Raw genomic sequence first — 20,994 nt, forward strand, 5'->3', positions numbered from 1 at the left:
ATCATCCAACAACCTCGAGTGACGCCTCCAAGAGATCCGGCCGCGTGGCGTCCAGCCAGGCGATCCGGGGGTCGCGACGAAACCAGGTGCGCTGCCGGCGCACGAAGCGGCGGGTCGCCCGCACGGTCTCCTCGCGCGCCTCCGCCTCGGTGCACTCGCCGGCCAGGTGGGCGAGCACCTGCTGGTAGCCGAGCGCGCGGCTCGCGGTCCGCCCCTGCCTGAGTCCTCGCTCGGCCAGCGCGGCCGTCTCGGCCACCAGCCCGGCCGCGAACATCAGGTCGACCCGGTCGGCTACCCGCGTCGCCAGGTCGTCGCGGTCGACGCCGATCTGCACCGCGACGTAGTGCGGCTTGGGCTCGACCGGCAGGGAGGCGGCGAAGGGCGCCCCGGTCAGCGCGATCACCTCCAGCGCGCGCACGATCCGCCGGCCGTTGGTGGGGAGGATCTTGGCGGCCGCGGCGGGGTCGGCGGCGCTCAGCCGCTCGTACAGCGGACCCGGCCCCCGTTCGGCCAGCTCCGCCTCCAGCTCGGCCCGCAGCCCGGCGTCCGTACCGGGAAACTCGAACTCCTCCAGCACCGCCCGCACGTACAGCCCGGAGCCACCGACCAGGATCGGCACGCGCCCCCTGGCCCGCACGTCGTCGACGGCCGCGCGGGCGATCCGCTGGTAGGCGGCCACGCTCGCCGGCTCGGTCACGTCCCAGATGTCCAGCACGTGGTGCGGTACGCCCTCGCGCTCGGCCGGCGTGAGCTTGGCGGTGCCGATGTCCATCCCCCGGTAGAGCTGCATCGAGTCGGCGTTGACCACCTCGCCGTCGAGCGTGTGGGCGAGCCTGATGCCCAGCGCCGACTTGCCGGCGGCGGTCGGCCCGACCACGGCGATCAGGTCCACACGCGCTCCCACGACGCCACGAAGTAGGCGACCCCGTAGGGCGCGCCCGAGTACTCCATCGTGGCGCGCCACTCGCCGCCCGCCGCGGCCGCCGCGAGCACCTGCCAGGGCGCCCGCCCGGCGACCATCAGGTCCGCGGAGAGCACCGGGTCCAGGCCGAGCAGGGCGTCCAGGTCCGCGGTGGCCAGTGCCCGTTCGACCATCTCGTCGTACGGACGGGCGCGCTGGTCGTCGTATCCGGGGGCGCCGGTCCCCCGGCGGGCCGAGCCGTCGCCCATCACGAGCAGCGCCCAGGGCACGTCGGACCCCAGGCGGCGGGCGTACGTGACGCACTCCTCGACCGGCGCGGTGTCGGAGACGGTGGCGAAACGCCGGATGACCTCCGGAACCGGCACGAACGCCCGATTGATCAGCCAGGCGCCGACCGACAGGCTGAGCGGCAACGAAGGTGGCTCGCCCGGCGGCTCGGGCAGGCCCCATCGGGCAAACGCGGGCCGAACCGGAAAGTTATAGTCCATCGTCGATGAATCGCCACCGAGTACCAGCAGTGACCGGGCGCCGGATGCGGCGAGCCGGCCCACTGCCACGTCACACGCCGCGCGCAGCTCGTCGAGCTCGGGAGCGGCGCCGCTGGCGATCTCTGGCACGATCATGGGCGGATGCGGGCAGACGGCGGCGGCGACCAATGGCACGAGGACACCGTAACCGTGGGCTCGGCGTGCCTTCCGGCGGTGCCTTTGTGTCGTGCACAAGCCGACCAAGGACACCATATGGTCACGGTCAACGTTTAGCGCTCGACGCGGACCGGGTGGGACCTGTGACAATGCCGGGAGACACTCCGCTGCAAACATACTGCGCTGTGGCGGTAGCCGCCGGGTAACCCCCGCCCGACGGCGCCGGGGAGAACGAGGATGGGCACATGAGCGACTGGACCGCCTTCGGTCGGGTGGACGCCGACGGCACGGTGTACGTCAAGACGGCAGAGGGCGAGCGCGTGGTCGGGTCGTGGCAGGCCGGGCCGCCCGAGGAGGGTTTGGCCCACTTCGCCCGCCGGTTCGCCGACAAGGTCACCGAGGTCAATCTGGTCGAGGCCCGCCTCAACTCGGGCGCCGCCGACGCCTCGCACTCGTTGGCGAGCGTGCGACGGCTCCGCTCCGAGCTGGCCGAGGCACACGTGGTCGGCGACATCGACGGGCTGTGCGCGCGCCTCGACAAGCTGGCCAGCCTGGCCGAGCAGAAGGCCGGTGAGGCCCGCGCGGCCCGTGACGCCGCCCGCGCCGAGGCACTGGCCCGCAAGACCTCGCTCGTCGAGGAGGCGGAAAAGCTCGCCGCCGAGTCCACCGGCTGGAAGACGGCCGGCGACCGACTCAAGGAGATCCTCGACGAGTGGAAGACGATCCGCGGCGTCGACAAGAAGACCGACGGCGAGCTGTGGAAGCGGTTCGCTGCGGCGCGTGACTCCTTCACCCGGCGACGGGGCGCCCACTTCGCCACGCTGGACGCCCAGCGCAAGCAGGCGCAGGGCGCCAAGGAGGCGCTGGTCGCCGAGGCCGAGTCGCTCACCGACTCGACCGACTGGGCGCCGACCGCCGCCCGGCTCAAGGATCTGATGACGCAGTGGAAGGGCGCGCCGCGCGCCTCCAAGGAGGCGGAGCAGCGGCTGTGGGAGAGGTTCCGGGCGGCGCAGGACGCGTTCTTCACGCGGCGTAGCGAGGTCTTCTCCGCTCGTGACGCCGAGCAGCGTGGCAACCTCGACCGCAAGCAGGCGCTGCTGGCCGAGGCCGAGGCGCTCGACATCGACGGCGACCCGCGGGCCGCGCAGGCCAAGCTCCGCGAGATCCAGGGCCAGTGGCACGACGCCGGCCGCGTGCCCCGCGAGGCGGCCGCCGGTCTCGACCGCCGGCTCCGCGCGATCGACGATCGGGTCCGCCAGGCGATGGACTCGGCGTGGCGGCGCACCGAGCCGTCCGCCAACCCGCTGCTGGCCCAGATGCGCGAGCAGGTCGCCGAGGCTGAGCAGCGGCTCAACCGCGCCCGCACGGCCGGCGACGCCAAGCGCATCCGCGAGGCGGAGAAGGCACTGGAGTCCAAGCGGCAGTTCCTGAAGCTGGCCGAGCAGGCGAGCTGACCGCGCCGGGACTCACGGCGCTCGGCGCCGCAGGCACGGCTCGACGCGCAGGCGCGGCCCACGCGGCGGAGCGCCACGGGCGCGGCTCGGCGCCACGGGGAGCTGTCGGCCGACCTCAGGTCGCTGGTTCGAGGAGCTGTCGAGCTGGGCGCACGGATGCGCCCAGCGCCATGGGCCGCGCCGTCGCACGGGCGACTGCCACCGCGCCAGGCCCGCGCCGGCGGCAGCGCGTCCTAGATGATCTATGCCAAGAGGTACGGGGAACTGGCGCAGCTCTCGCCGGAAATGTCGCAGCGTGTCCTGACCACCGGAAGGCTCTTTCCGGGAAACAGCCCTTTGCCGGCGGCCTGAGAGGGCTGTTTCCCGGAAAGAGCCCTCTCGGTGCTGCTGGGCGAGGGCAGGTTTGGTTGTGCACCGCGGAGGGCGAGGCTGCGGGAGCGACGGTCCGGAGCGCGGCGGACATCGCGGCAGCCCAGGTCTATCCCTTGGAACAGATCATCTAGCCCGCCGGTGGTCAGCCGTGGACGCGGGATGAGTTGACCGGCACGCGCTGGGCGGCGACCTGCGGTGCGTCGGTGCCCTCCGCCGGCTCCGGGGTCATGCCGAGCACGCCCATCGCGACATCGAGGAGCGTCTGCCGGAGCACGACCGGCGACACCTCGGCGATCGTCACGACCGACGACACCGCGCCGCCCAGCACCTCGGACGCGGCGACCGCCTTGATCCGGTCGACCTCGGTCGGATGCGGGCCGGCCAGCCACGCGTGCAGCCGCGTGCCCACGTGGATCATCTCCTGCAGGATGGGCTTGACCGAGGTGAGCGCCGGAGTGTCGCGCATGACGATCGCGCACGCGTCGCGGTGGCGGATCATCGTGTCGAGGATGCGGCCGAGCCGCACGCGCACGGTCGACGGGCTGTAGGCATCCTGCTCCGCCGCCTCCACCTCGCGCCGCCACTCCTCCACCAGCGGCTCGATCAGGGCCAGCAGCAGCGCCTGCTTCGACGGGTAGTGGTAGTAGAGCGAGGCCTTGGTCATGCCGACCCGGTCGGCGATCTCACGCAGGCTGGTCTGCTCGTAACCCTGCGCGGTGAACAGCTCCATCGCCACGGCACGAATCCGGGCCTTGGTGTCATCAGCGACCACGGTCGTGCACCTCCTCAGCGCGATGATCGTACCCAGCGACAGGCGCGTAACGCACTCTCAGCACCCTCTCAGCGCGCCTCCCGCACCATCATCGAGCGAGCTTGGTCATAAGCCTGAAAAGCCCTTGCCCTACGCTCAGATTCTATCTACCGTGCGGCAGGTAGACATCTACTTGCCGGACGGTAAGGACCGAACTGCCGACTGAGGGGGAGTCATGTTCGAAAGGTTGGGGCGCTTCGTCGTCCACAACCCGTGGAAGGTCATCCTGGGATGGATCGTCGCGGCGGCGGCCATCGTGGTCTTCGCGCCGACGCTGTCCGACGTGACCACTGGCGATCAGGCAAACTTCCTGCCCAACAGCTACGAGTCGGTCAAGGCTCAGGAGCTGGCGGAGGAGCGGTTCGCCCAGTCCAACGACTCCACCGCCACGGTGGTCGTACGCCGCACCGACGGTCAGCCGCTCTCCGATGCCGACCAGGCGAAGGTCGGCGAGCTGGCCCAGGCGGTGCAGTCGGCCGGCTTCGAGAAGGTCACCGGCGTGGCGACCGGCCCCCAGGCGCTCTCCCCCAACAAGCAGGTCCAGCTGATCAGCATCGGCCTCCAGGGGATGGCCGACGACCAGAAGGTCCTCGACTCGGTGCAGCACATCCGCGACACGGTCAAGCCCATGGTGGCCGGCGGCCCGCTCGCGCTCGCGGTGACCGGTGACGTCGCGATGCAGCTCGACAACCAGGACGCCTTCGAAAACGCGCTCACCATCGTCAGCGTCGCCACGGTGCTGCTGATCATCGTGTTGCTGCTGGTGATCTACCGCAGCCCGATCGCCGCGCTCCTCCCAATCGTCACGGTCAGCATCGTGAGCGCCATCTCCCCCGGCCTGATCGCGCTCGTCGCCAAGGCCACCGACCTCCAGGTCGACCAGTCACTCCAGATCATCCTGACGATCGTGCTCTTCGGCGTCGGCACGGACTACATCCTCTTCCTGCTCTTCCGCTACCGCGAGCGGCTGCGCGCCGGCGACGACCGCAAGGAGGCGCTGGTCAAGGCCGTGGCCCGGGTCGGCGAGGTGATCGCCTCGGCGGCCGCGGCGATCATCATCGCGTTCATGGCGCTGCTGCTGGCCGTCTTCGGCGCGTTCACCAGCCTCGGGCCCGGCCTCTCGATCGCCGTCGCGGTGATGGCGGTGGCGGCCGTGACGCTCGTACCCGCGGTGGTGTCGCTCATCGGACCCGTCGTCTTCTGGCCCTCCAAGTCGTGGCAGCGCACGCCGAAGGGCGCCATGTTCCAGCGGGCCGGCCAGTTCGTCGGCCGCCGCCCGGCGGTCGTGGCGGCCGCCTCCGGCCTCCTCATGGTCGGCCTGGCGCTCGGCTCGCTCGGCATGGCCACCGACTACGACCAGACCGCCCAGCTGCCCGACGACACCGAGTCGTCGCAGGGCTTCCGCGACCTCCAGGCGGGCTTCCCGGCCGGCGCGCTCAACCCCACCACCGTGTACGTGCGCGCCGACAACGGCCAGGCACTCGACCCGGCGGCGCTGGAGCAGTACGCCAACCGGCTCAAGGAGGTGCCCGGCGTCGGCGGCATCATGCCCGCTCCGGGCGGCGCCCAGGCCGCGGTGTCCCAGGACGGGTCGGCGGCGCAGATCAACCTGTTGCTCGCCGAGAGCCCGTACTCCAACGAGGCGCTCGACCTCGCCGGCGGTGAGCTGCGCGAGGTGGCACACGCCGAGACCCCGTCCGGCACCACCGCGTTGGTCGGTGGCGCGAGTTCGATCTTCGCGGACATCCGCGACGCCAACGACCGCGACCTGCGGGTCATCTTCCCGGTGGCGGGCCTGCTCATCGCGATCATCCTGGCCCTCCTGCTACGGGCTGTCGTCGCGCCGATCTACCTGATGATCGCCGTGGTGCTCGGCTTCTTCAGTACGCTCGGCGCGACGGTGCTGGTCTTCCAGGGCATCGGCGACCGGCCCGGCCTGTCGTTCATGCTCCCCACGATCCTGTACCTCTTCGTGGTGGCGATCGGCACCGACTACAACATCCTCATGATCGCCCGACTGCGTGAAGAGGCCCGCCTCGGCAACGACCCGCGCAAGGCGGCCGACCTGGCCGTCGAGCACGGCGGCCCGTCGGTGGGCGCCGCGGGTCTCATCCTGGCGGGCACGTTCGCGTCGATGTTGCTGGCCGGCATCGCGTTCCTGAGCGAGATGGGCTTCGCGGTCTCGATCGGCATCGCGATCTCCGCGTTCGTCATGTCGATGTTCCTGGTGCCGAGCGTGACCGCGCTGCTGGGCCACGCCGCCTGGTGGCCCGGGCACGGCGACGCGCCGGGCGGCGGCAAGCGCAAGGAGGCGGAACGCGAGCCGGTCGCGGCCGCGACCCACTAGCTGTTCCTCCTTCCCAATGAGGTGCGGGCTCCCCGACGGCGGGTCGGGGAGCCCGCACCGCTTTCCGGCGCCGTCCGGCGGCCCGACTCACGGCGGCTCGGGCCAACCGAAAGGCGGTTTGACGAGGACATTCACAGGGATCAGAATGAGCGGCGGAGCCAGGGCAACGGTCATTCCTTGACGCTGCACATCCTTTGATCGGAGAAACCTGGCATGTCCCGCAGAGCGCTCGCGAGCGCCCTTGCCGTCGCCACCACCGCCGCCGCCGGCTTTCTGGTCGCCATCGCCATGGCGCCGGCCGCGCTGGCGGCGGGCACCGGCACCGGATACCTGCGCACCAGCGGCAACAAGATCGTCGACAGCACCGGCGCGACGGTACGGCTGACCGGCATCAACTGGTTCGGCATGGAGACCGACAACAAGACGTTCCACGGCCTGTGGTCCAACAACCCCTGGCGCAACCAGATCGACAAAATGGCCAGCCTGGGCTACAACACGCTGCGCATCCCGTACTCGAACGACGCCCTCAAGCCCGGCGCGGTCGCGACCGGCATCAACGACTTCGTCAACCCCGACCTGGCCGGCAACACGCCGCTACAGATCCTCGACAAGGTCATCGCGTACGCCGGCGGCAAGGGCATGCGGGTCATCCTCGACCGGCACCGTCCGACGTCGGCGGGGCAGTCGGCGCTCTGGTACACGCCGACCGTCTCCGAGGCGACCTGGATCAACGACTGGCGGACGCTGGCCCAGCGGTACGCGGGCAACACCACCGTCATCGGCGCCGACCTGCACAACGAGCCGCACGCCGAGGGCACCAACCCCAACGCCACCGGCGCCTGCTGGGGCTGCGGCGTGGAGAGCCGGGACTGGCGGCTGGCGGCCGAGCGCGCCGGCAACGCCATCCTGAGCGTGCAGCCCAACTGGCTCATCTTCGTCGAGGGCGTGAGCTGCCCCAGCGGTGGCCTCTCCAACGTGTGGGACGGCGACCCCAGCAACGACGAGAGCTGCGGCTGGTGGGGCGGCAACCTCTCCAAGGCGGGCGAGTTCCCGGTCCGCCTCAATGTCGCCAACCGGCTGGTCTACTCGCCGCACGAGTACGCCATCTCGGTGTTCCACCAGGACTGGTTCGACGAGCCCGACTACCCGGCCAACCTGCCGGCGATCTGGGACGGCTTCTGGGGCTACCTCTACAAGCAGAACATCGCCCCGATCATGATGGGCGAGTTCGGCAGCACGCTCGCCAATCCGAAGGACAAGATCTGGCTCCAGGAGCTGATGCGGTACACCGGGACCGGCGTCAACGGGATGTCGTTCACGTACTGGTCGTGGAACCCCAACTCCGGTGACACCGGCGGCATCGCGCTCGACGACTGGACCAACATCAACACGGAGAAGCAGGCGATCCTCCAGCCGTACCTGATCGCGCCGGTGGGCGGCGGGTCGACCAGCGGCCCGCCCACGAGCAACCCGCCGACCAGCGGCCCGCCGACCAGCAACCCGCCCACGAGCGGGCCGCCCACGAGCAACCCGCCCACCACCGGGCCGCCGCCCACGACCAACGGGCCGCTCGGCTGCCAGGTCACGTACCAGCAGACGAACGCCTGGCCGGGCGGCTTCCAGGGCAGTGTGACCGTACGCAACATGACGGGCGGCACGGTCAGCCCGTGGAGCGTCGTCTGGACCTGGCCGGCCGGCGTGACGCTCGGCAGCGGCTGGAACGCCACCGTCACGCAGAGCGGCACGACCGTGACCGCGGCGGCGCCGGGCTGGAGCCCGTCGCTGCCGGCCGGCGGCTCGGTGACGATCGGTTTCACAGCCAACGGCACGGCCACCCCGCCGGCGAGCGTCCGCCTCAACGGCAGCGCCTGCACCGCGACGGCCTGACGCGTTTCCGGGTCCGTCCGAGCCACGGGCGGACCCGGACCCCGGCCGGTGCGGCGTCCGTCCACAGTGCCTTTCAAGAATCCTGAGGGCCTTTACACCACTCGGTATAGCGTTGCTTCGATCACCTGCGCTGTAGGGCAACGTGCTTGTTGGCCATTGTGGACAGTCATGTCGACAGACGTAGAAAACTCGTGACTGACCTGTCGATCAGTCTGGCCAGCGGCCTGATCGTCACCGGCGCACTGAAGCTCTACGGCGCGCTCACCCCGGCGATCGTCCACCCGGCGTCACTCTGGGTCGCCGGCCTCACCGTGGCGGGCGTTGGCGTGCCGATCTCGATCGGCCGCTTCCGGCGCCGGCCGAAACGAGTGTTCATCCTGGTTTCCGCCTTTGTCCAGAAGCACTGGGTAAACAAGCTCCTGCGCCACAGCCTCGACCGCCGCGCCTCGATCGAACCTATTCCGGTACCGCGTGTCAGCCGGGCTTGACCTGGGCAAGCTGAACGAGGAGATGGACCACGCCGTAGGCCTCGGCGACGTCACGGCCGGTGAAGGTGACGGTCCGTGCGCCGGCGGCGCGCTCGACTCCGGGGATGAGGGTGGCGGTGTCGACCGTGGCGGGGCTGTACAGGTCGACCTCCAGCGACACCGCACGGCCAACCGGGAGTGGCGCCACCTCCGCGCGTCTCGCGATCGCGGCGGCTGCCCCCTGCCGGAGGCGTTCCCGGGCGACCACCGGGTGCAGCGTCTCGGCGGCGGCCTGGCCGAGCGCCCGTTTGACGGCGACCGTCGACGTGGTGGGTACCAGGTCCAGCAGCTCGGCGCAGGCGACGTCGTCGCCGCTCAGGAACACGACCGGAGCGCCGTGGTGGCCGGCCAGCGCGGCGTTGAGACCGATCTCGCCGACTTCCCGGCCGTTGAGCCGCACGCCCAGCACCGCGTCGCTCATCGTGTGGGCGAGTACGGCGGGACCGGCGCCCGCCCGGGCGTGATAGCCGACGAAGAGCACGGCGTCCACGTCGCCGTCGAGGCCGCCCAGCATGCCCAGCGGTCGGGGCTTGCCGCGGATCAGCCGTACGCGCCGGTCGAGCTCCTCGGGCAGGAGGTTCCTGAAGGGACCGTGGGCGTCCGCCACGAGCACGTCCGCGGACGGCTCGGCATCCAGCACTCCGGCGATGACGGCATTGACCTCGGCCGTCATGAGCGCGCGGCCGCGCTCGTAGTCGTACCTGTCGGGGTTCGTCTCCGTCGGATGGACGACACCCGAGATGCCTTCCATATCGACAGATACCAGGACCTTTGGCATTCCCACTCTAGTACTCCAGCCGGCGATTGTGATCAGGGCTCAATGAGGGCTTGTCTGGCGTAGTGGCTGTTCATGGTTCGTGATTGGTGACGGCGTCGACGCAGCCTCACCTTCCGCGGCTGGGACGACGACGCGATCAACGTGCAGGAGTCGGCCACCAACATCTGGATCGACCACAACAGCTTCACCGATGGGTACGACGGCGCGGTCGACGTCAAGCGCGGCTCCGACTTCGTCACCGTCTCGTGGAACCGCGTCTTCGGCCACGACAAGTCGATGCTGCTCGGTCACAGTGACGACAACGCCAGCCAGGACCGCGGTCACCTGCGCGTGACGTACCACCACAACTGGTTCGACGGCTCCAACCAGCGCCACCCGCGTGTGCGCTTCGGCAACCCGGTGCACGTGTACAACAACCTCTACAGCAACGTCGGCGGCTACGGCGTGGCATCGACCGAGGGCGCGGGCGTGCTGGTCGAGGGGAACTACTTCGAGAACACCGACGACCCATACCACCTGGGCGAGGGCGAGGGCGACTCCGGCCCCGGCACGCTCGTGGCCCGCAACAACTGCTTCGTCAATTCGGGCAGCGGGCAGGCCGGCGGCAGCGTGGCCAGCATCCCGTACTCGTACCAGCTCGACAGCGCGTGCAACGTGAAGTCCATTGTCACCGGCGGTGCCGGTGCCGGCCGGATCAACGTCTAACTAGGACGGACGGCGGGCATCCCGAGCAGCACGCCTGGCGTGCGAGGTGCCCGCCCCTTCTCCCACGCGTCACCGGCCCGCGTGCGCCGGTGGTGCAGCGGAGCGCCGTCGGCGTTGAGGTGGTGGGGCGCCGCGTACGTCACGACGGTGTGCACGATGTCGCCGGGGCGGATCTGGTCGCGCACCTCGTCTGCGGCGGTGTGCTGGCCGTCGGCTGCGGCCGGCGCCGTCGCGAAGTGGACCAGCCGGCCGTCGCGGGCCCGCCCGGAGAGGCGGCCGGTGCGCTCGTCCTTGCGCCCCTCGCCCACCGCCACGAGCACCTCGACCGTCTCACCGACGAGCGCCTTGTTTTCCGCCCAGGTGACCTCTTCGACCACGGCCATCAGCCGGTTGTACCGCTCCTGCACCACCTGCTTCGGAAGCTGGTCGGGCATGGTCGCGGCGGGCGTGCCGGGACGCTTGGAGTACTGGAACGTGAAGGCGCCGGCGAAGCGGGCGGCGCGCACCACCTCGAGCGTCCGCTCGAAGTCTTCCTCGGTCTCGCCGGGAAAGCCCACGATGATGTCGGTGGTGATCGCCGCGTCGGGCATGGCGGCGCGGACCTTCTCGATGATGCCGAGGTACTTCTCCGCCCGGTAGGACCGGCGCATCGCCTTGAGCACCGCGTCGGAGCCGGACTGGAGCGGCATGTGCAGCTGGTGGCAGACGTTGGGCGTCTCGGCCATCGCCGCGATCACGTCGTCGGTGAAGTCTTTGGGGTGCGGGCTGGTGAAGCGGACCCGCTCCAGCCCTTCGATCCCGCCGGTGGCGCGCAGCAGCTTGCCGAAGGCGAGCCGGTCGCCGAACTCCACACCGTACGAGTTGACATTTTGCCCGAGGAGGGTCACCTCCAGCACGCCCTCGGCGACCAGCGCCTCCACCTCGGCGAGGATCTCGCCGGGCCGGCGGTCCTTCTCCTTGCCGCGCAGCGAGGGCACGATGCAGAAGGTGCAGGTGTTGTTGCAGCCGACCGAGATCGAGACCCATCCCGCGTACGTCGACTCGCGGCGGGTCGGCAGCGTGGAGGGGAAGACCTCCAGCGACTCGAGGATCTCCACCTCGGCGGCGGCGTTGTGGCGGGCGCGCTCCAGCAGTACTGGCAGCGAGCCGATGTTGTGCGTGCCGAAGACGACGTCGACCCACGGCGCCCGGCTCACGATCTCGCCGCGGTCCTTCTGCGCCAGGCAGCCGCCGACCGCGATCTGCATGCCGGGGTGCTTGTCCTTGACCGGGCGCAGGTGGCCGAGGTTGCCGTAGAGCCGGTTGTCGGCGTTTTCCCGCACGGCGCAGGTGTTGAAGACCACCACGTCCGGCTCGTCCGACTCGGCGGCACGCACATAGCCGGCCTGCTCCATGAGGCCGGAGATGCGCTCGGAGTCGTGGACGTTCATCTGGCAGCCATATGTGACCACCTTGTAACTCTTCGCATCCACCGGAGGAACCCTTTCCACGGCCACCAGGTTAGACCTCGCCCCATGGCGCGCACGACGAGCGGTGGGAGTGCTTGTTTAACATTGCAGACGGCTCAGCGACTGCACTCGCTCATCGACAGCCTGATTGTCGATAACTGACGAACCACTCACTTTCCTTCCGCCCCAGGAGCCGCTATGACTTTGACTGGAGCCGGATCGCATGTTCTGGCGCTAGAGTGGAGCCATGCCGAACATCCAGGTCAAGGACGTTCCAGAGGACGTACACCGGATCCTGCGGAGTCGAGCAGCGGCGGCCGGGCAGTCACTACAGGAATATCTGCTGGCACGCCTCACCCGGGAGGCCCGACGGCCGACGCTGGAGGAGGTCATCCAGCGGATGGGCCAGCGATCCGGCGGGCGCCTGACCCCTCATCAAGCAGCAGCGCTGCTCCGGGAGGACCGCGAACGTTGATCGTCCCCGACGCGTCGGTTCTTGTGGTCGCCTTGGTTGACGACGGCGATGCTGGACAAGCCATCCGCGAGAGGCTACTGGGGGCCGAATTGGCGGCGCCCGAACTGGTCGATCTCGAGGTCCTCTCAGTCCTTCGCAAGCTGGTGCGATCGACACACCTCAGCGCCGAACGCGCCGCACTGGCCATCGTCGATCTCACGGATCTACCCATTGAGCGCATGCCGCATATGGGCTTGGTCCGACGGATTTGGCAGCTAGCAGACAACGTCACGCCATACGACGCGTCCTACGTCGCACTCGCCGAACTACTGTCGGCGACCTTGCTGACGAGCGATGCCAGACTGGCCCATGCGCCGGGCCCACGGTGTCGCATCGAAGTCATCAAATAGGAGGAACTTATGTGCCGGAGCATCGTGACTCTGCGGGAGCCGTTCGTCGAGGAGGTCACCGAGGCTGACATCCAGGCGGCCGCACTCCAGTACGTCCGCAAGATCTCCGGTTTCCGTACCCCCGCCGCCCACAACGCGGATGCCTTCGACGCCGCGGTGGCCGCGGTGGCCGACGCCACGCGGACGCTGCTCGAAGAGCTTGTGGTCCGCCCCAGCCCTAACGCGGACACGCCCGAGGTGCGGCGGGAGAAGGCCCGCCAGGCGCGGATCGCCTCCGGGCGGCGCTGAGCCTCAGGCCAACGCCAGGTCGGGCACGGCCACGATCAGGTCGGGCTCCCACCGCGACTGGCGGCACTCCTCCGACTCGCGGCAGCGCTGCGTGGCGATGGTGCACGGGCGGGCGTTGGAGTGCGCCGCGCCGTCCTCGGTGTCGGCGACGTCCACGTGCGCGGGGCGGAGCGTACCGTCCGGCGCCGCGAGCAGGTGGCGCTCGGGGTTGAGCGTGTCGTCGGCGACCAGGCAGCGGTGGCCGAGGCGGCGGGCGACCGCGGCCACCACCGCCATCTCGGCCACGCCCGCCGGCGGGCCGTAGCACTCCACGATCGTCGGAAAGTCGCCCGAGGTGTGCCAGACGTCGCAGATGACCGCGTCCGCCGGCAGTCGGGCGGGGTCGGCGGCGCCCAGCGGCACGACCGGGCGGGCGAGCACCACTTCGAGGGTGGCGCACAACCGGGCCGGTGCGACGCGGGCGTCCACCGACCAGGACCAGATGGCGGCGGTGGTCTTCATAAGACGATGGTCGCTGCCCAACACGGAACGCGTGGCCGGTGTTATTTCTCCGTGACCAACTATGTGGCGTTCCCGCACTCCAGCACGCATAAAGTTGCCGGAGCCGAGCAGTTCGGCACACCGAGAGTAGTCAAGACGTTACAGGGCGGTGACGACAGTGGCGGCGAGCAAACCGCTCATCGTGCTCGAATCGGTCAACAAGTGGTTCGGCCCGTTGCACGTGCTCCAAGATGTCAACCTCTCGGTCGACCGTGGCGAGGTCGTGGTGGTCATCGGGCCCTCCGGCTCGGGCAAGTCCACCCTCTGCCGCGCGATCAACCGGCTGGAGCCGATCAACTCCGGCAGCATCACGTTCGACGGCCAGCCACTTCCCGCGGAGGGCCGCGCCCTGGCGCGGCTGCGCAGCGAGGTCGGCATGGTGTTCCAGTCGTTCAACCTCTTCGCGCACAAGACCATCCTGGAAAACGTGACCCTGGGCCCGGTCAAGGTGCGCAAGGAGAAGCCAGCCGCGGTCCGCGAGCGCGCCATGTCGCTCCTCGAGCGCGTGGGCATCGCGAGCCAGGCGGCGAAATACCCGGCCCAGTTGTCCGGTGGGCAGCAGCAGCGGGCGGCCATCGCCCGGGCCCTGGCGATGCAGCCGAAGGCGATGCTGTTCGACGAGCCGACCAGCGCGCTCGACCCCGAGATGGTCGGCGAGGTGCTCGACGTGATGACGTCACTGGCCCGGGAGGGCATGACCATGGTGGTCGTGACGCACGAGATGGGGTTCGCGCGACACGCCGCCAACCGGGTGGTCTTCATGGCCGACGGCCAGTTGGTCGAGCAGGCACCGCCCGACGAGTTCTTCGGCAGTCCGAAGAGTGACCGGGCCAAAGACTTCCTGTCGAAGATCCTGACGCATTAAGCGTCCATTGTGGAGCACACCGCCGGGATTCGGGGGCTCCGTCGAAAGAGGAGGGGTTTACAGATGCGTATGACACGCATGACAGCGATCGCCGCGGCGGCGGTCCTGACTTTGGGCGTCGCGGCCTGCGGAGGCGAAGACGGCGAAGACACCGGTTCCACGGGCAGCGGGAGCAAGACCTTCGAGGCCGGCACCACCATGGAGCGGCTCAACAAGGCACAGAAGATCATCGTCGGCACCAAGTTCGACCAGCCCGGCTTCGGCCTGAAGGGCCTCGACGGCAAGCCCGCCGGCTTCGACGTCGAGATCGGCAAGATCATCGCCGAGGAGCTCGGCATTCCCGAGGACAAGATCGAGTACATCGAGACGCCCTCCGCGACGCGCGAGGAGAAGATCGAGAAGGGCGAGGCGGACATCGTCGTCGCCACGTACACGATCAACGACAAGCGCAAGGAGCGGATCGACTTCGCCGGCCCGTACTACGTCGCCGGGCAGAACATCCTGGTGAAGACCGAGGACAACTCGATCACCGGCCCCGACTCGTTCAAGGCCGGCGACAAGAAGGTCTGCTCGGTGCAGGGCTCCACGCCGGCGGCCGAGATCGAGAAGCACCTGGCCAACAAGGCCGAGCAGCTCGTGGTCTTCGACGTGTACACGAAGTGCATCGACGCCCTGAACACCGGCCAGGTCCAGGCGGTCACCACCGACAACGTCATCCTGCTCGGCTTCATCGCCCGTAACGAGGGCAAGTTCAAGCTCGTCGGCGAAAACTTCACCGAGGAGCCGTACGGCATCGGCCTGAAGAAGGGCGACACCGCCTTCCGCACCTTCATCAACGACACCCTCGAGAAGGCGTACAGCGACGGGCGCTACGAGGCGGCGTGGAAGGAAACGGCGGGCAAGTTCGACGAGAACGTGCCCACCGGGCCGGCCGTCAACCGGTACTAAACGACAGAGAGCTGGAAGGTGAGCGGTAGGAGGTTTCCGTGAGTGTTCTGGTCGATCACATCGACGTCTTCGCTGGCGGTCTTTGGCTCACCTTCCAGCTCTGTCTCCTCTCCGCGATCGGTGCCCTGATCCTGGGCACCATCGCCGCGGTCATGCGGATCTCGCCCGTACCGCCGCTGCGCTGGGTCGGCACGGCCTACGTGACCGTGTTCCGCAACTGCCCGCTGACGATCGTGTTCTTCTTCGCGGCGTTCGGGCTCCCCGCACTCGGCTCCAACGCCGACTTCCTCCGGATCCCCGGGCTGACGACGCTCTTCTCCCGGCTCGGGGTCGACATCCCCTACTTCCGGTTCGCCATCGTCGCGCTGAGTGTCTACACCGGAGCGTTCGTCTGCGAGGCGATCCGCAGCGGCATCAACGCCGTACCTGCGGGCCAGGCCGAGGCGGCCCGGGCGATCGGGCTCACGTTCACGCAAAACCTGCGCTACGTCGTGCTCCCGCAAGCCCGGAAGGCGGCCATCGTGCCGCTCGGCAGCGTGATCATCGCCATGATCAAAAACTCCGCGCTCGCCGGCTTCTTCGGCCTCGTCGGTGAACTCTCCAACTCCGGGGTCAACCTCACCAGCGCACTGGGCGAGCCGATCATCCCGGTCTTCATCGGTGTCTCGATCGGGTTCCTCATCATGACCGTGCCCCTCGGGCTCCTCCTCGACCGCGCCGAGCGTCGCCGGGCGGTGGCCCGGTGAGCGAGCGAGTTGGCGCGGCGTCTGGACCGAGCGGCACCGCCGACACGGTCGGGACCAGCGGCGCCGCCACAGCCGAGGTTTCGGCGACGGCAGGGAAGACGTCGCCTTCAGCGCCGCACGAGCGAGCGAGCCAGGAGACACAGTGAAGGACCAGCAGACCGTCCTCTACGACGCGCCCGGCCCCCGGGCCCGCCGCTTCACGCTCATCTTCAGCGTGGTCGCCGTGATCGCCCTGGTAGCGGGCGCCTACTACCTCGTCTACCGGCCGCTCGACGAGCAGGGCCAGTTCTCGATGGAGCTGTGGGGCCCGCTGATCGACCCGAACAACGAGGTCTTCTCCCAGGTGTGGGCCCGGCTGCGCGAAGGCTTCGTCGCCACGTTCACCGCCGCCGCCCTGGCGATCCTCTCCTCGCTCGTCTTCGGCGTCCTGCTCGCCGTGCTCCGCATCCAGCTCAAGGCGCTGGGCCAGCGCAAGTTCACCGGCCTGGCCGCCCCCGCCGCGTACGCCCTCCGCGGGCTGAGCTGGATCCTCAACCTCGTGTCCCGCTTCTTCGTGGAGATCTTCCGCGGGCTGCCGGTCGTCATCACGATCTTCTTCGTGGCGAGCGCGCTCCCCGAACTCGGCGTCGACCTCGGTGACATCCTCTGGTACCTGGTCATCGGCCTGACCCTCTACAACATGGTGGTCATCGGCGAGATCCTCCGCTCTGGCATGGAGGGCCTGCCCGGCGGCCAGCGCGAGGCGGCCGAGGCGATGGGGCTCAGCTCGTTTCAGACCACGCGGATGATCCTGCTGCCGCAGGCGTTCCGCATCATGCTGCCGGCGCTGATCAGCCAGCTCGTCGTCGTGCTCAAGGACACCTCGCTCGGCTTCATCATCAGCTACGAAGAGGTGCTGCGGGTCAGCGGCCAGATCATCCAGGCCCTCCCGCAGCCCAACCCGATCCAGATCTACTTCGTCGTCGGCGCCATCTACATCCTGGTCAACTACGCGCTCTCCAAGCTCGCCGAGTACGTGCAGCGCCGCCTCGCCCGCGGCCGCAAGACCGCCGCTCTCCCGGCCGAACAGCCACCGGCCGCGCTGGCCGCCGAGATCGAGCCGACCGTCAAGGCCTGACTGTCAACGCCTGACCGGCACCAGCCCGGAACGGCCCGCCAAGGCCCGGCGGTCCCGTACACACCGCCCCGACCGCAAGCCGGCGACGTGCCGCCCAGCCGCGCGCCATCCCGGCCGGCAGGCGAGGCGGTCACACCAGCGGCGCCGGCCGGGCCAGCGAGGCCGTGGCGCCGGCGGGGAACACACCTCGACTTCTGGAGCGACCCGGGCGCGAGACGGCGCCCCCTGGAACGGACCGCGACCACGACGGCCCCGGCGAGGTCGTGTGGACGCGGAGGGCGAGGCTGCGGGAGCAGCGGCCCGGACCACGACGCACATCGCGGTAGCCCAAATCTGTTGCCCATCCCGCGCGGGACGCCGCACCCCGCGGGGCGACGCTCAGCGGGCGATCTCGGTGACCCTGGACTCGCGCACCACCGTGACCCGGATCTGGCCGGGGTAGGTGAGCTCCTCCTCGATCTGCTTCGCCACGTCGCGGGCGAGCACCGCCGCGCCGATGTCGTCGACGTCGTCGGGCTTGACCATGACCCGGATCTCGCGGCCGGCCTGCATGGCGAAGACCTTCTCCACGCCGGTCTTGCCGGCGGCGATCTCCTCGATCCGCTCCAGCCGCTTGACGTACGCCTCCAGGCTCTCCCGCCGTGCGCCGGGGCGCCCGCCCGAGCAGGCGTCCGAAGCCTGCGTGAGAACCGCTTCGATGGTCTGCGGCGGCACCTCGTTGTGGTGCGCCTCGATCGCGTGGACCACCTCTTCCGGCTCGCCGAACTTGCGGGCCAGGTCGGCGCCGATCAGCGCGTGGCTCCCCTCCACCTCGTGGGTGAGCGCCTTGCCGATGTCGTGCAGGAATGCGCACCGCTTGATCATCTGGGCGTCCAGCCGCAGCTCGGAGGCCATGATGCCGGCGATGTGCGCGGTCTCGACGAGGTGCTTGAGCACGTTCTGCCCGTACGACGTGCGGTAGCGCAACCGCCCCAGCAACGTCATCAGCTCGGGGTGCAGGTCGGTGATGCCCACCTCGACGAGCGCGTCCTCCGCGGCCCGCTCGCACAGCCGCTCGACCTCGTGCTTGGCGGTCTCGAAGACCTCCTCGATGCGGTGCGGATGGATCCGCCCGTCGAGCACCAGCTTCTCCAGCGTGAGGCGGCCGATCTCGCGGCGCACCGGGTCGAAGCAGGAGAGGAGTACGGCCTCGGGCGTGTCGTCGATGATGAGGTTGACGCCGGTGACCGACTCGAAGGCGCGGATGTTGCGCCCCTCGCGGCCGATGATGCGCCCCTTCATCTCGTCACCGGGGAGGTGGAGCACGCTGACCACGCTCTCCGCGGTCTGTTCGCTCGCCACGCGCTGGATCGCGTCGACCACGATGTGGCGGGCGCGCTGCTCCGCGGTGTTGCGGGCGTCGTTTTCGATGTCGCGCACGAGCAGCGCCGCCTCGCGCTTCGCCTGGCCCTCGATCGCCTCGACCAGCTCCGACTTGGCCACCTCGGCGGTCAGCCCGGCCACCCGCTCCAGCTCGCGCCGCCGCAGCTCCTCCGCCTCGACCAGCGTCGACTCGCGCTCCGCCAGCGCCGACTCCCGCTCGGCCAGCTCCGCCTCGGCCGCCGCGATCCGCCGGTCGCGCTCGGTCAGCCGCTCGACCTCCTCGGTGTGCAGCCGCTCCCGCTCGTCGATCCGCGCGGTGCGCCGCTCCAGCTCCGCGGCCTGCTCCTTGACGGCCGCGGAAAGCATCGAGATCTCGCGTTCACCACTGCGCCGCGCCGCCGCGCGCGCCTGCTCCGCGTCGGTCTCGGCCTGCCGGTGTGCCCGTTCCAGGATCGTGTCGGCCTCGGCGCGGGCCGCGTCGAGCACACGGCGCGCCTCCGCACGCGCCGCACGGGCCTCGGCCTTCGCCTCGGCGGCATCGGTGCGGGCCGCGGTCGCGGTCGTCTTGGCCTGCTCCGCGGCGGACGTCGCCTCACCCGCCGCGCTCCGCAATGCGGCCAGCGACTGCTCCTGACGGTCGCGCTCGGCCACGAACGCCGGGTCGTCAGCCCGCTCCGCTGCCGGCTGGGCCGTCGTCAGGCTACGCAGCGCCCGCGCGCCAAGGACAAGAGCAACAAGCACGAGTACGGCCAGCGCCAGCACCGCGATCAGCAGTGCCACGGTCATCCCGCCCATGCCGCCTCCCTCCGCCGCCTCGGGCGCCACGGGGACGGGTTGTGCCCGCCCACTGACGCGCCTTACGGCTGTGTCGCCCGACCGAGGCAGCTGGCCGCGGGTACGACCACCAGCGGCGCCCCCTTGGGCACCGCCACTGGCCTGATATGTCACGCCGTCGCCGACGCGGCCTGGTCGACGACGGATCTAAAGTGATGCCGTACTGTTACGCGATCTATGTTGTGTGATTAGCCTGCGATGGTCGGGCTTCCTCGTCTGTAACGCGAGGCTAGGTCGCGAGTGGCGGTTCGGTCAAGGACCCATGATCCGACCGAACTCGGGACGCAGGGCATCGGAAAGCTCACGCGCAGGTCATGGCGCTACGGGCATTCCGGGACGAGTCACGAACGCCGCACATTTTTCGGCCGACCCCTGGGATCACACGGATGATCTGTGGGTCAGCCCAAAGGTCATCGCGGCTTCCACCAGAGCGCGATTGCCGGTTGCCATCGTGCCATCCGGCATCGTCCGGGTGTCCTCGAGCCCCACACGCGTGTGCAGGCCAAGCCGCAGCGCCTCACCCAGGATCGCCCAAACCGCCGGCCCCTCCGCGTGCAGGAGGACGGGTACGCCCGCCCTCACCGCCGCCAGCATCGCGTGCGCGTTGCCGAGGGCCCGCTCCTCCTCGGGCTCCATGCACTCCAGCAGCACGCGTATGCAGGGGACGCGCCACTCCTGGTAGGCCGCCACCGCCGGCGGCGTCCACAGCCCCGCCTCGACGCCGATACCGCGCGCGTGCAGGGCGGCCGCGACCCGCTCGGCGCCCTCCTCGTGCGCGTTGACCGAGGCGAAGTCGGGCAGCACGCCCCACGACTCGATCGCGGCGATCCGCTCATCCGGATCGGGTGCGATCCAGGCGCCGGTGCTCACCCCGACGGGCAGCTCCGGGCACGCCCGCCGCAGCGCCGCCACGGTCGCGTCGACGCCGGTCGCTACTCGGTGCGCTCGCCGCCCTCCAGGTCGGCCAGCGCGTCGGCGTCTACCGCGTCGGCGAACTCGGCCGCCTCCTCGCTCTGGGCGGCCATCGCGTCCTTGACCACACGGAAGGCCAGGCCCGCGCCGTAGCCCTTGCGGGCCAGCATGCCCACCAGCCGCCGGAAGACGGCCTCCGGCTCGCCGCGCGCCGTGCGGAGCTTGCGGTCGACCAGGGCGCGCGCGGTGGCCGCCTCGGTGTCGGGGTCGAGGTCGTCGAGGGCGGCGCCGGCCGTCTCCGCGTCGACGCCGCGCTGGCGCAGCTCATTGGCGAGTGCCCGGCGGGCCAGCCCCCGACCCTGGTGGCGGCTGGAGACCCAGGCGCGGGCGAACGCCGCGTCGTCGATGATGCCGACCTCGTCGTAGCGCTCCAGCACCTGCACCGCGACCTCGGGCGAGATGCCGCGGCGGGCCAGCGCCGTGGCGAGCTCGGCCCGGGTGCGCGGGCGGACGGCGAGCTGGTCGAGGCAGATCTCGCGGGCCCGCTCGGCCTCGTCGACCGGGCCCTGTGCCGCCGAGCGACCGCCGCCCCAGCGCGCACGGCCGCGCCCGGCGCCCGGCTC

The 20,994-nt window shown here is 70.1% G+C and carries 20 protein-coding genes and 1 pseudogene; 12 read left to right on the forward strand and 9 right to left on the reverse strand.

What is annotated here, in order from left to right; all coding sequences use genetic code 11:
- Position 1: 1 nt before the first annotated feature.
- Both miaA and ACFFIA_RS26295 read right to left on the reverse strand, forming a co-directional pair.
- Positions 2-964, reverse strand: coding sequence for a tRNA (adenosine(37)-N6)-dimethylallyltransferase MiaA (miaA, locus tag ACFFIA_RS26290; RefSeq protein WP_377255067.1), 963 nt, complete (start codon positions 962-964; stop codon positions 2-4).
- The gene (locus ACFFIA_RS26295) at positions 883-1,584 is read right to left on the reverse strand and encodes a class III extradiol dioxygenase subunit B-like domain-containing protein (protein ID WP_377255070.1); all 702 of its coding nucleotides are present in this window, start codon (positions 1,582-1,584) and stop codon (positions 883-885) included. Before ACFFIA_RS26295 ends, miaA begins: the two co-directional genes overlap by 82 nt.
- Before the next feature lie 227 nt (positions 1,585-1,811).
- On the opposite strand from ACFFIA_RS26295, the gene ACFFIA_RS26300 reads away from it, so the two are divergent.
- Entirely contained in the window at positions 1,812-3,020 is a 1,209-nt protein-coding gene (locus ACFFIA_RS26300; RefSeq protein WP_377255073.1) for a DUF349 domain-containing protein, read from the forward strand.
- A gap of 514 nt (positions 3,021-3,534) precedes the next feature.
- Here ACFFIA_RS26300 and ACFFIA_RS26305 read toward each other — a convergent pair.
- The gene (locus ACFFIA_RS26305; RefSeq protein WP_377255076.1) at positions 3,535-4,164 is read right to left on the reverse strand and encodes a TetR/AcrR family transcriptional regulator; all 630 of its coding nucleotides are present in this window, start codon (positions 4,162-4,164) and stop codon (positions 3,535-3,537) included.
- Between the two features lie 214 nt (positions 4,165-4,378).
- Here ACFFIA_RS26305 and ACFFIA_RS26310 point away from each other — a divergent pair, with 214 nt between their 5' ends.
- From ACFFIA_RS26310 to ACFFIA_RS26320, 3 genes are all read left to right on the forward strand, one after another.
- Positions 4,379-6,550 carry an MMPL family transporter gene (locus ACFFIA_RS26310; RefSeq protein ID WP_377255079.1) on the forward strand — a complete coding sequence of 724 codons (2,172 nt, stop codon included), beginning with the start codon at positions 4,379-4,381 and terminating at the stop codon, positions 6,548-6,550.
- Between the two features lie 213 nt (positions 6,551-6,763).
- Positions 6,764-8,437 (forward strand): cellulase family glycosylhydrolase, encoded by a 1,674-nt coding sequence (locus tag ACFFIA_RS26315; protein ID WP_377255082.1) that lies wholly within the window; start codon positions 6,764-6,766, stop codon positions 8,435-8,437.
- Between the two features lie 191 nt (positions 8,438-8,628).
- Complete coding sequence (locus ACFFIA_RS26320; RefSeq protein ID WP_377255084.1) at positions 8,629-8,925, forward strand: hypothetical protein; 297 nt, start codon at positions 8,629-8,631, stop codon at positions 8,923-8,925.
- Here ACFFIA_RS26320 and ACFFIA_RS26325 read toward each other — a convergent pair.
- Complete coding sequence (locus ACFFIA_RS26325; RefSeq protein WP_377255087.1) at positions 8,912-9,742, reverse strand: M55 family metallopeptidase; 831 nt, start codon at positions 9,740-9,742, stop codon at positions 8,912-8,914. The two genes, ACFFIA_RS26320 and ACFFIA_RS26325, sit on opposite strands and share 14 nt — an antisense overlap.
- Before the next feature lie 99 nt (positions 9,743-9,841).
- Between ACFFIA_RS26325 and ACFFIA_RS26330 the strand changes: the two are divergent.
- Positions 9,842-10,447, forward strand: a pseudogene (locus ACFFIA_RS26330) (pectate lyase family protein); the annotation flags it as partial.
- Here the strand turns inward: ACFFIA_RS26330 and miaB are convergent.
- A complete protein-coding gene (gene miaB, locus ACFFIA_RS26335; protein WP_377255090.1) occupies positions 10,444-11,919 on the reverse strand; it encodes a tRNA (N6-isopentenyl adenosine(37)-C2)-methylthiotransferase MiaB in 1,476 nt (491 codons plus the stop codon). The pseudogene ACFFIA_RS26330 and the gene miaB sit on opposite strands and share 4 nt — an antisense overlap.
- Before the next feature lie 223 nt (positions 11,920-12,142).
- On the opposite strand from miaB, the gene ACFFIA_RS26340 reads away from it, so the two are divergent.
- The 3 genes from ACFFIA_RS26340 to ACFFIA_RS26350 are packed head-to-tail and all read left to right on the forward strand — an operon-like array spanning position 12,143 to position 13,047.
- Entirely contained in the window at positions 12,143-12,370 is a 228-nt protein-coding gene (locus ACFFIA_RS26340; RefSeq protein WP_377255093.1) for a FitA-like ribbon-helix-helix domain-containing protein, read from the forward strand.
- Positions 12,367-12,759 carry a type II toxin-antitoxin system VapC family toxin gene (locus ACFFIA_RS26345; RefSeq protein WP_377255095.1) on the forward strand — a complete coding sequence of 131 codons (393 nt, stop codon included), beginning with the start codon at positions 12,367-12,369 and terminating at the stop codon, positions 12,757-12,759. The genes ACFFIA_RS26340 and ACFFIA_RS26345 overlap by 4 nt, the downstream gene beginning before the upstream one ends.
- A gap of 24 nt (positions 12,760-12,783) precedes the next feature.
- Positions 12,784-13,047, forward strand: coding sequence for a DUF2277 family protein (locus ACFFIA_RS26350; protein WP_377255098.1), 264 nt, complete (start codon positions 12,784-12,786; stop codon positions 13,045-13,047).
- Positions 13,048-13,050: 3 nt separating this feature from the next.
- Here ACFFIA_RS26350 and ACFFIA_RS26355 read toward each other — a convergent pair whose 3' ends face one another.
- A complete protein-coding gene (locus ACFFIA_RS26355; RefSeq protein WP_377255101.1) occupies positions 13,051-13,548 on the reverse strand; it encodes a hypothetical protein in 498 nt (165 codons plus the stop codon).
- A 157-nt stretch (positions 13,549-13,705) separates the two neighbouring features.
- On the opposite strand from ACFFIA_RS26355, the gene ACFFIA_RS26360 reads away from it, so the two are divergent.
- The 4 genes from ACFFIA_RS26360 (at position 13,706) to ACFFIA_RS26375 (ending at position 17,263) form a co-directional block, all read left to right on the forward strand.
- Positions 13,706-14,452, forward strand: a complete 747-nt coding sequence (locus ACFFIA_RS26360) for an amino acid ABC transporter ATP-binding protein (protein WP_377255303.1) — start codon at positions 13,706-13,708, stop codon at positions 14,450-14,452.
- A 63-nt stretch (positions 14,453-14,515) separates the two neighbouring features.
- The gene (locus ACFFIA_RS26365; RefSeq protein WP_377255104.1) at positions 14,516-15,400 is read left to right on the forward strand and encodes a glutamate ABC transporter substrate-binding protein; all 885 of its coding nucleotides are present in this window, start codon (positions 14,516-14,518) and stop codon (positions 15,398-15,400) included.
- A gap of 38 nt (positions 15,401-15,438) precedes the next feature.
- Positions 15,439-16,146: an amino acid ABC transporter permease gene (locus tag ACFFIA_RS26370; protein WP_377255107.1), complete on the forward strand. Its 708-nt coding sequence runs from the start codon at positions 15,439-15,441 to the stop codon at positions 16,144-16,146.
- 142 nt (positions 16,147-16,288) lie between these two features.
- Entirely contained in the window at positions 16,289-17,263 is a 975-nt protein-coding gene (locus ACFFIA_RS26375) for an amino acid ABC transporter permease (RefSeq protein WP_377255110.1), read from the forward strand.
- 378 nt (positions 17,264-17,641) lie between these two features.
- Here the strand turns inward: ACFFIA_RS26375 and rny are convergent, their stop codons facing one another.
- The 3 genes from rny to ACFFIA_RS26390 form a co-directional block, all read right to left on the reverse strand.
- Entirely contained in the window at positions 17,642-19,420 is a 1,779-nt protein-coding gene (gene rny, locus ACFFIA_RS26380; RefSeq protein ID WP_377255112.1) for a ribonuclease Y, read from the reverse strand.
- Positions 19,421-19,837: 417 nt separating this feature from the next.
- A complete protein-coding gene (locus ACFFIA_RS26385; protein ID WP_377255115.1) occupies positions 19,838-20,371 on the reverse strand; it encodes a 3-keto-5-aminohexanoate cleavage protein in 534 nt (177 codons plus the stop codon).
- A gap of 20 nt (positions 20,372-20,391) precedes the next feature.
- Positions 20,392-20,904, reverse strand: a complete 513-nt coding sequence (locus ACFFIA_RS26390) for a regulatory protein RecX (protein ID WP_377255306.1) — start codon at positions 20,902-20,904, stop codon at positions 20,392-20,394.
- Between the last annotated feature and the right edge of the window lie 90 nt (positions 20,905-20,994).

Source organism: Phytohabitans kaempferiae, assembly GCF_042433955.1.
Lineage (GTDB): Bacteria > Actinomycetota > Actinomycetes > Mycobacteriales > Micromonosporaceae > Phytohabitans > Phytohabitans kaempferiae.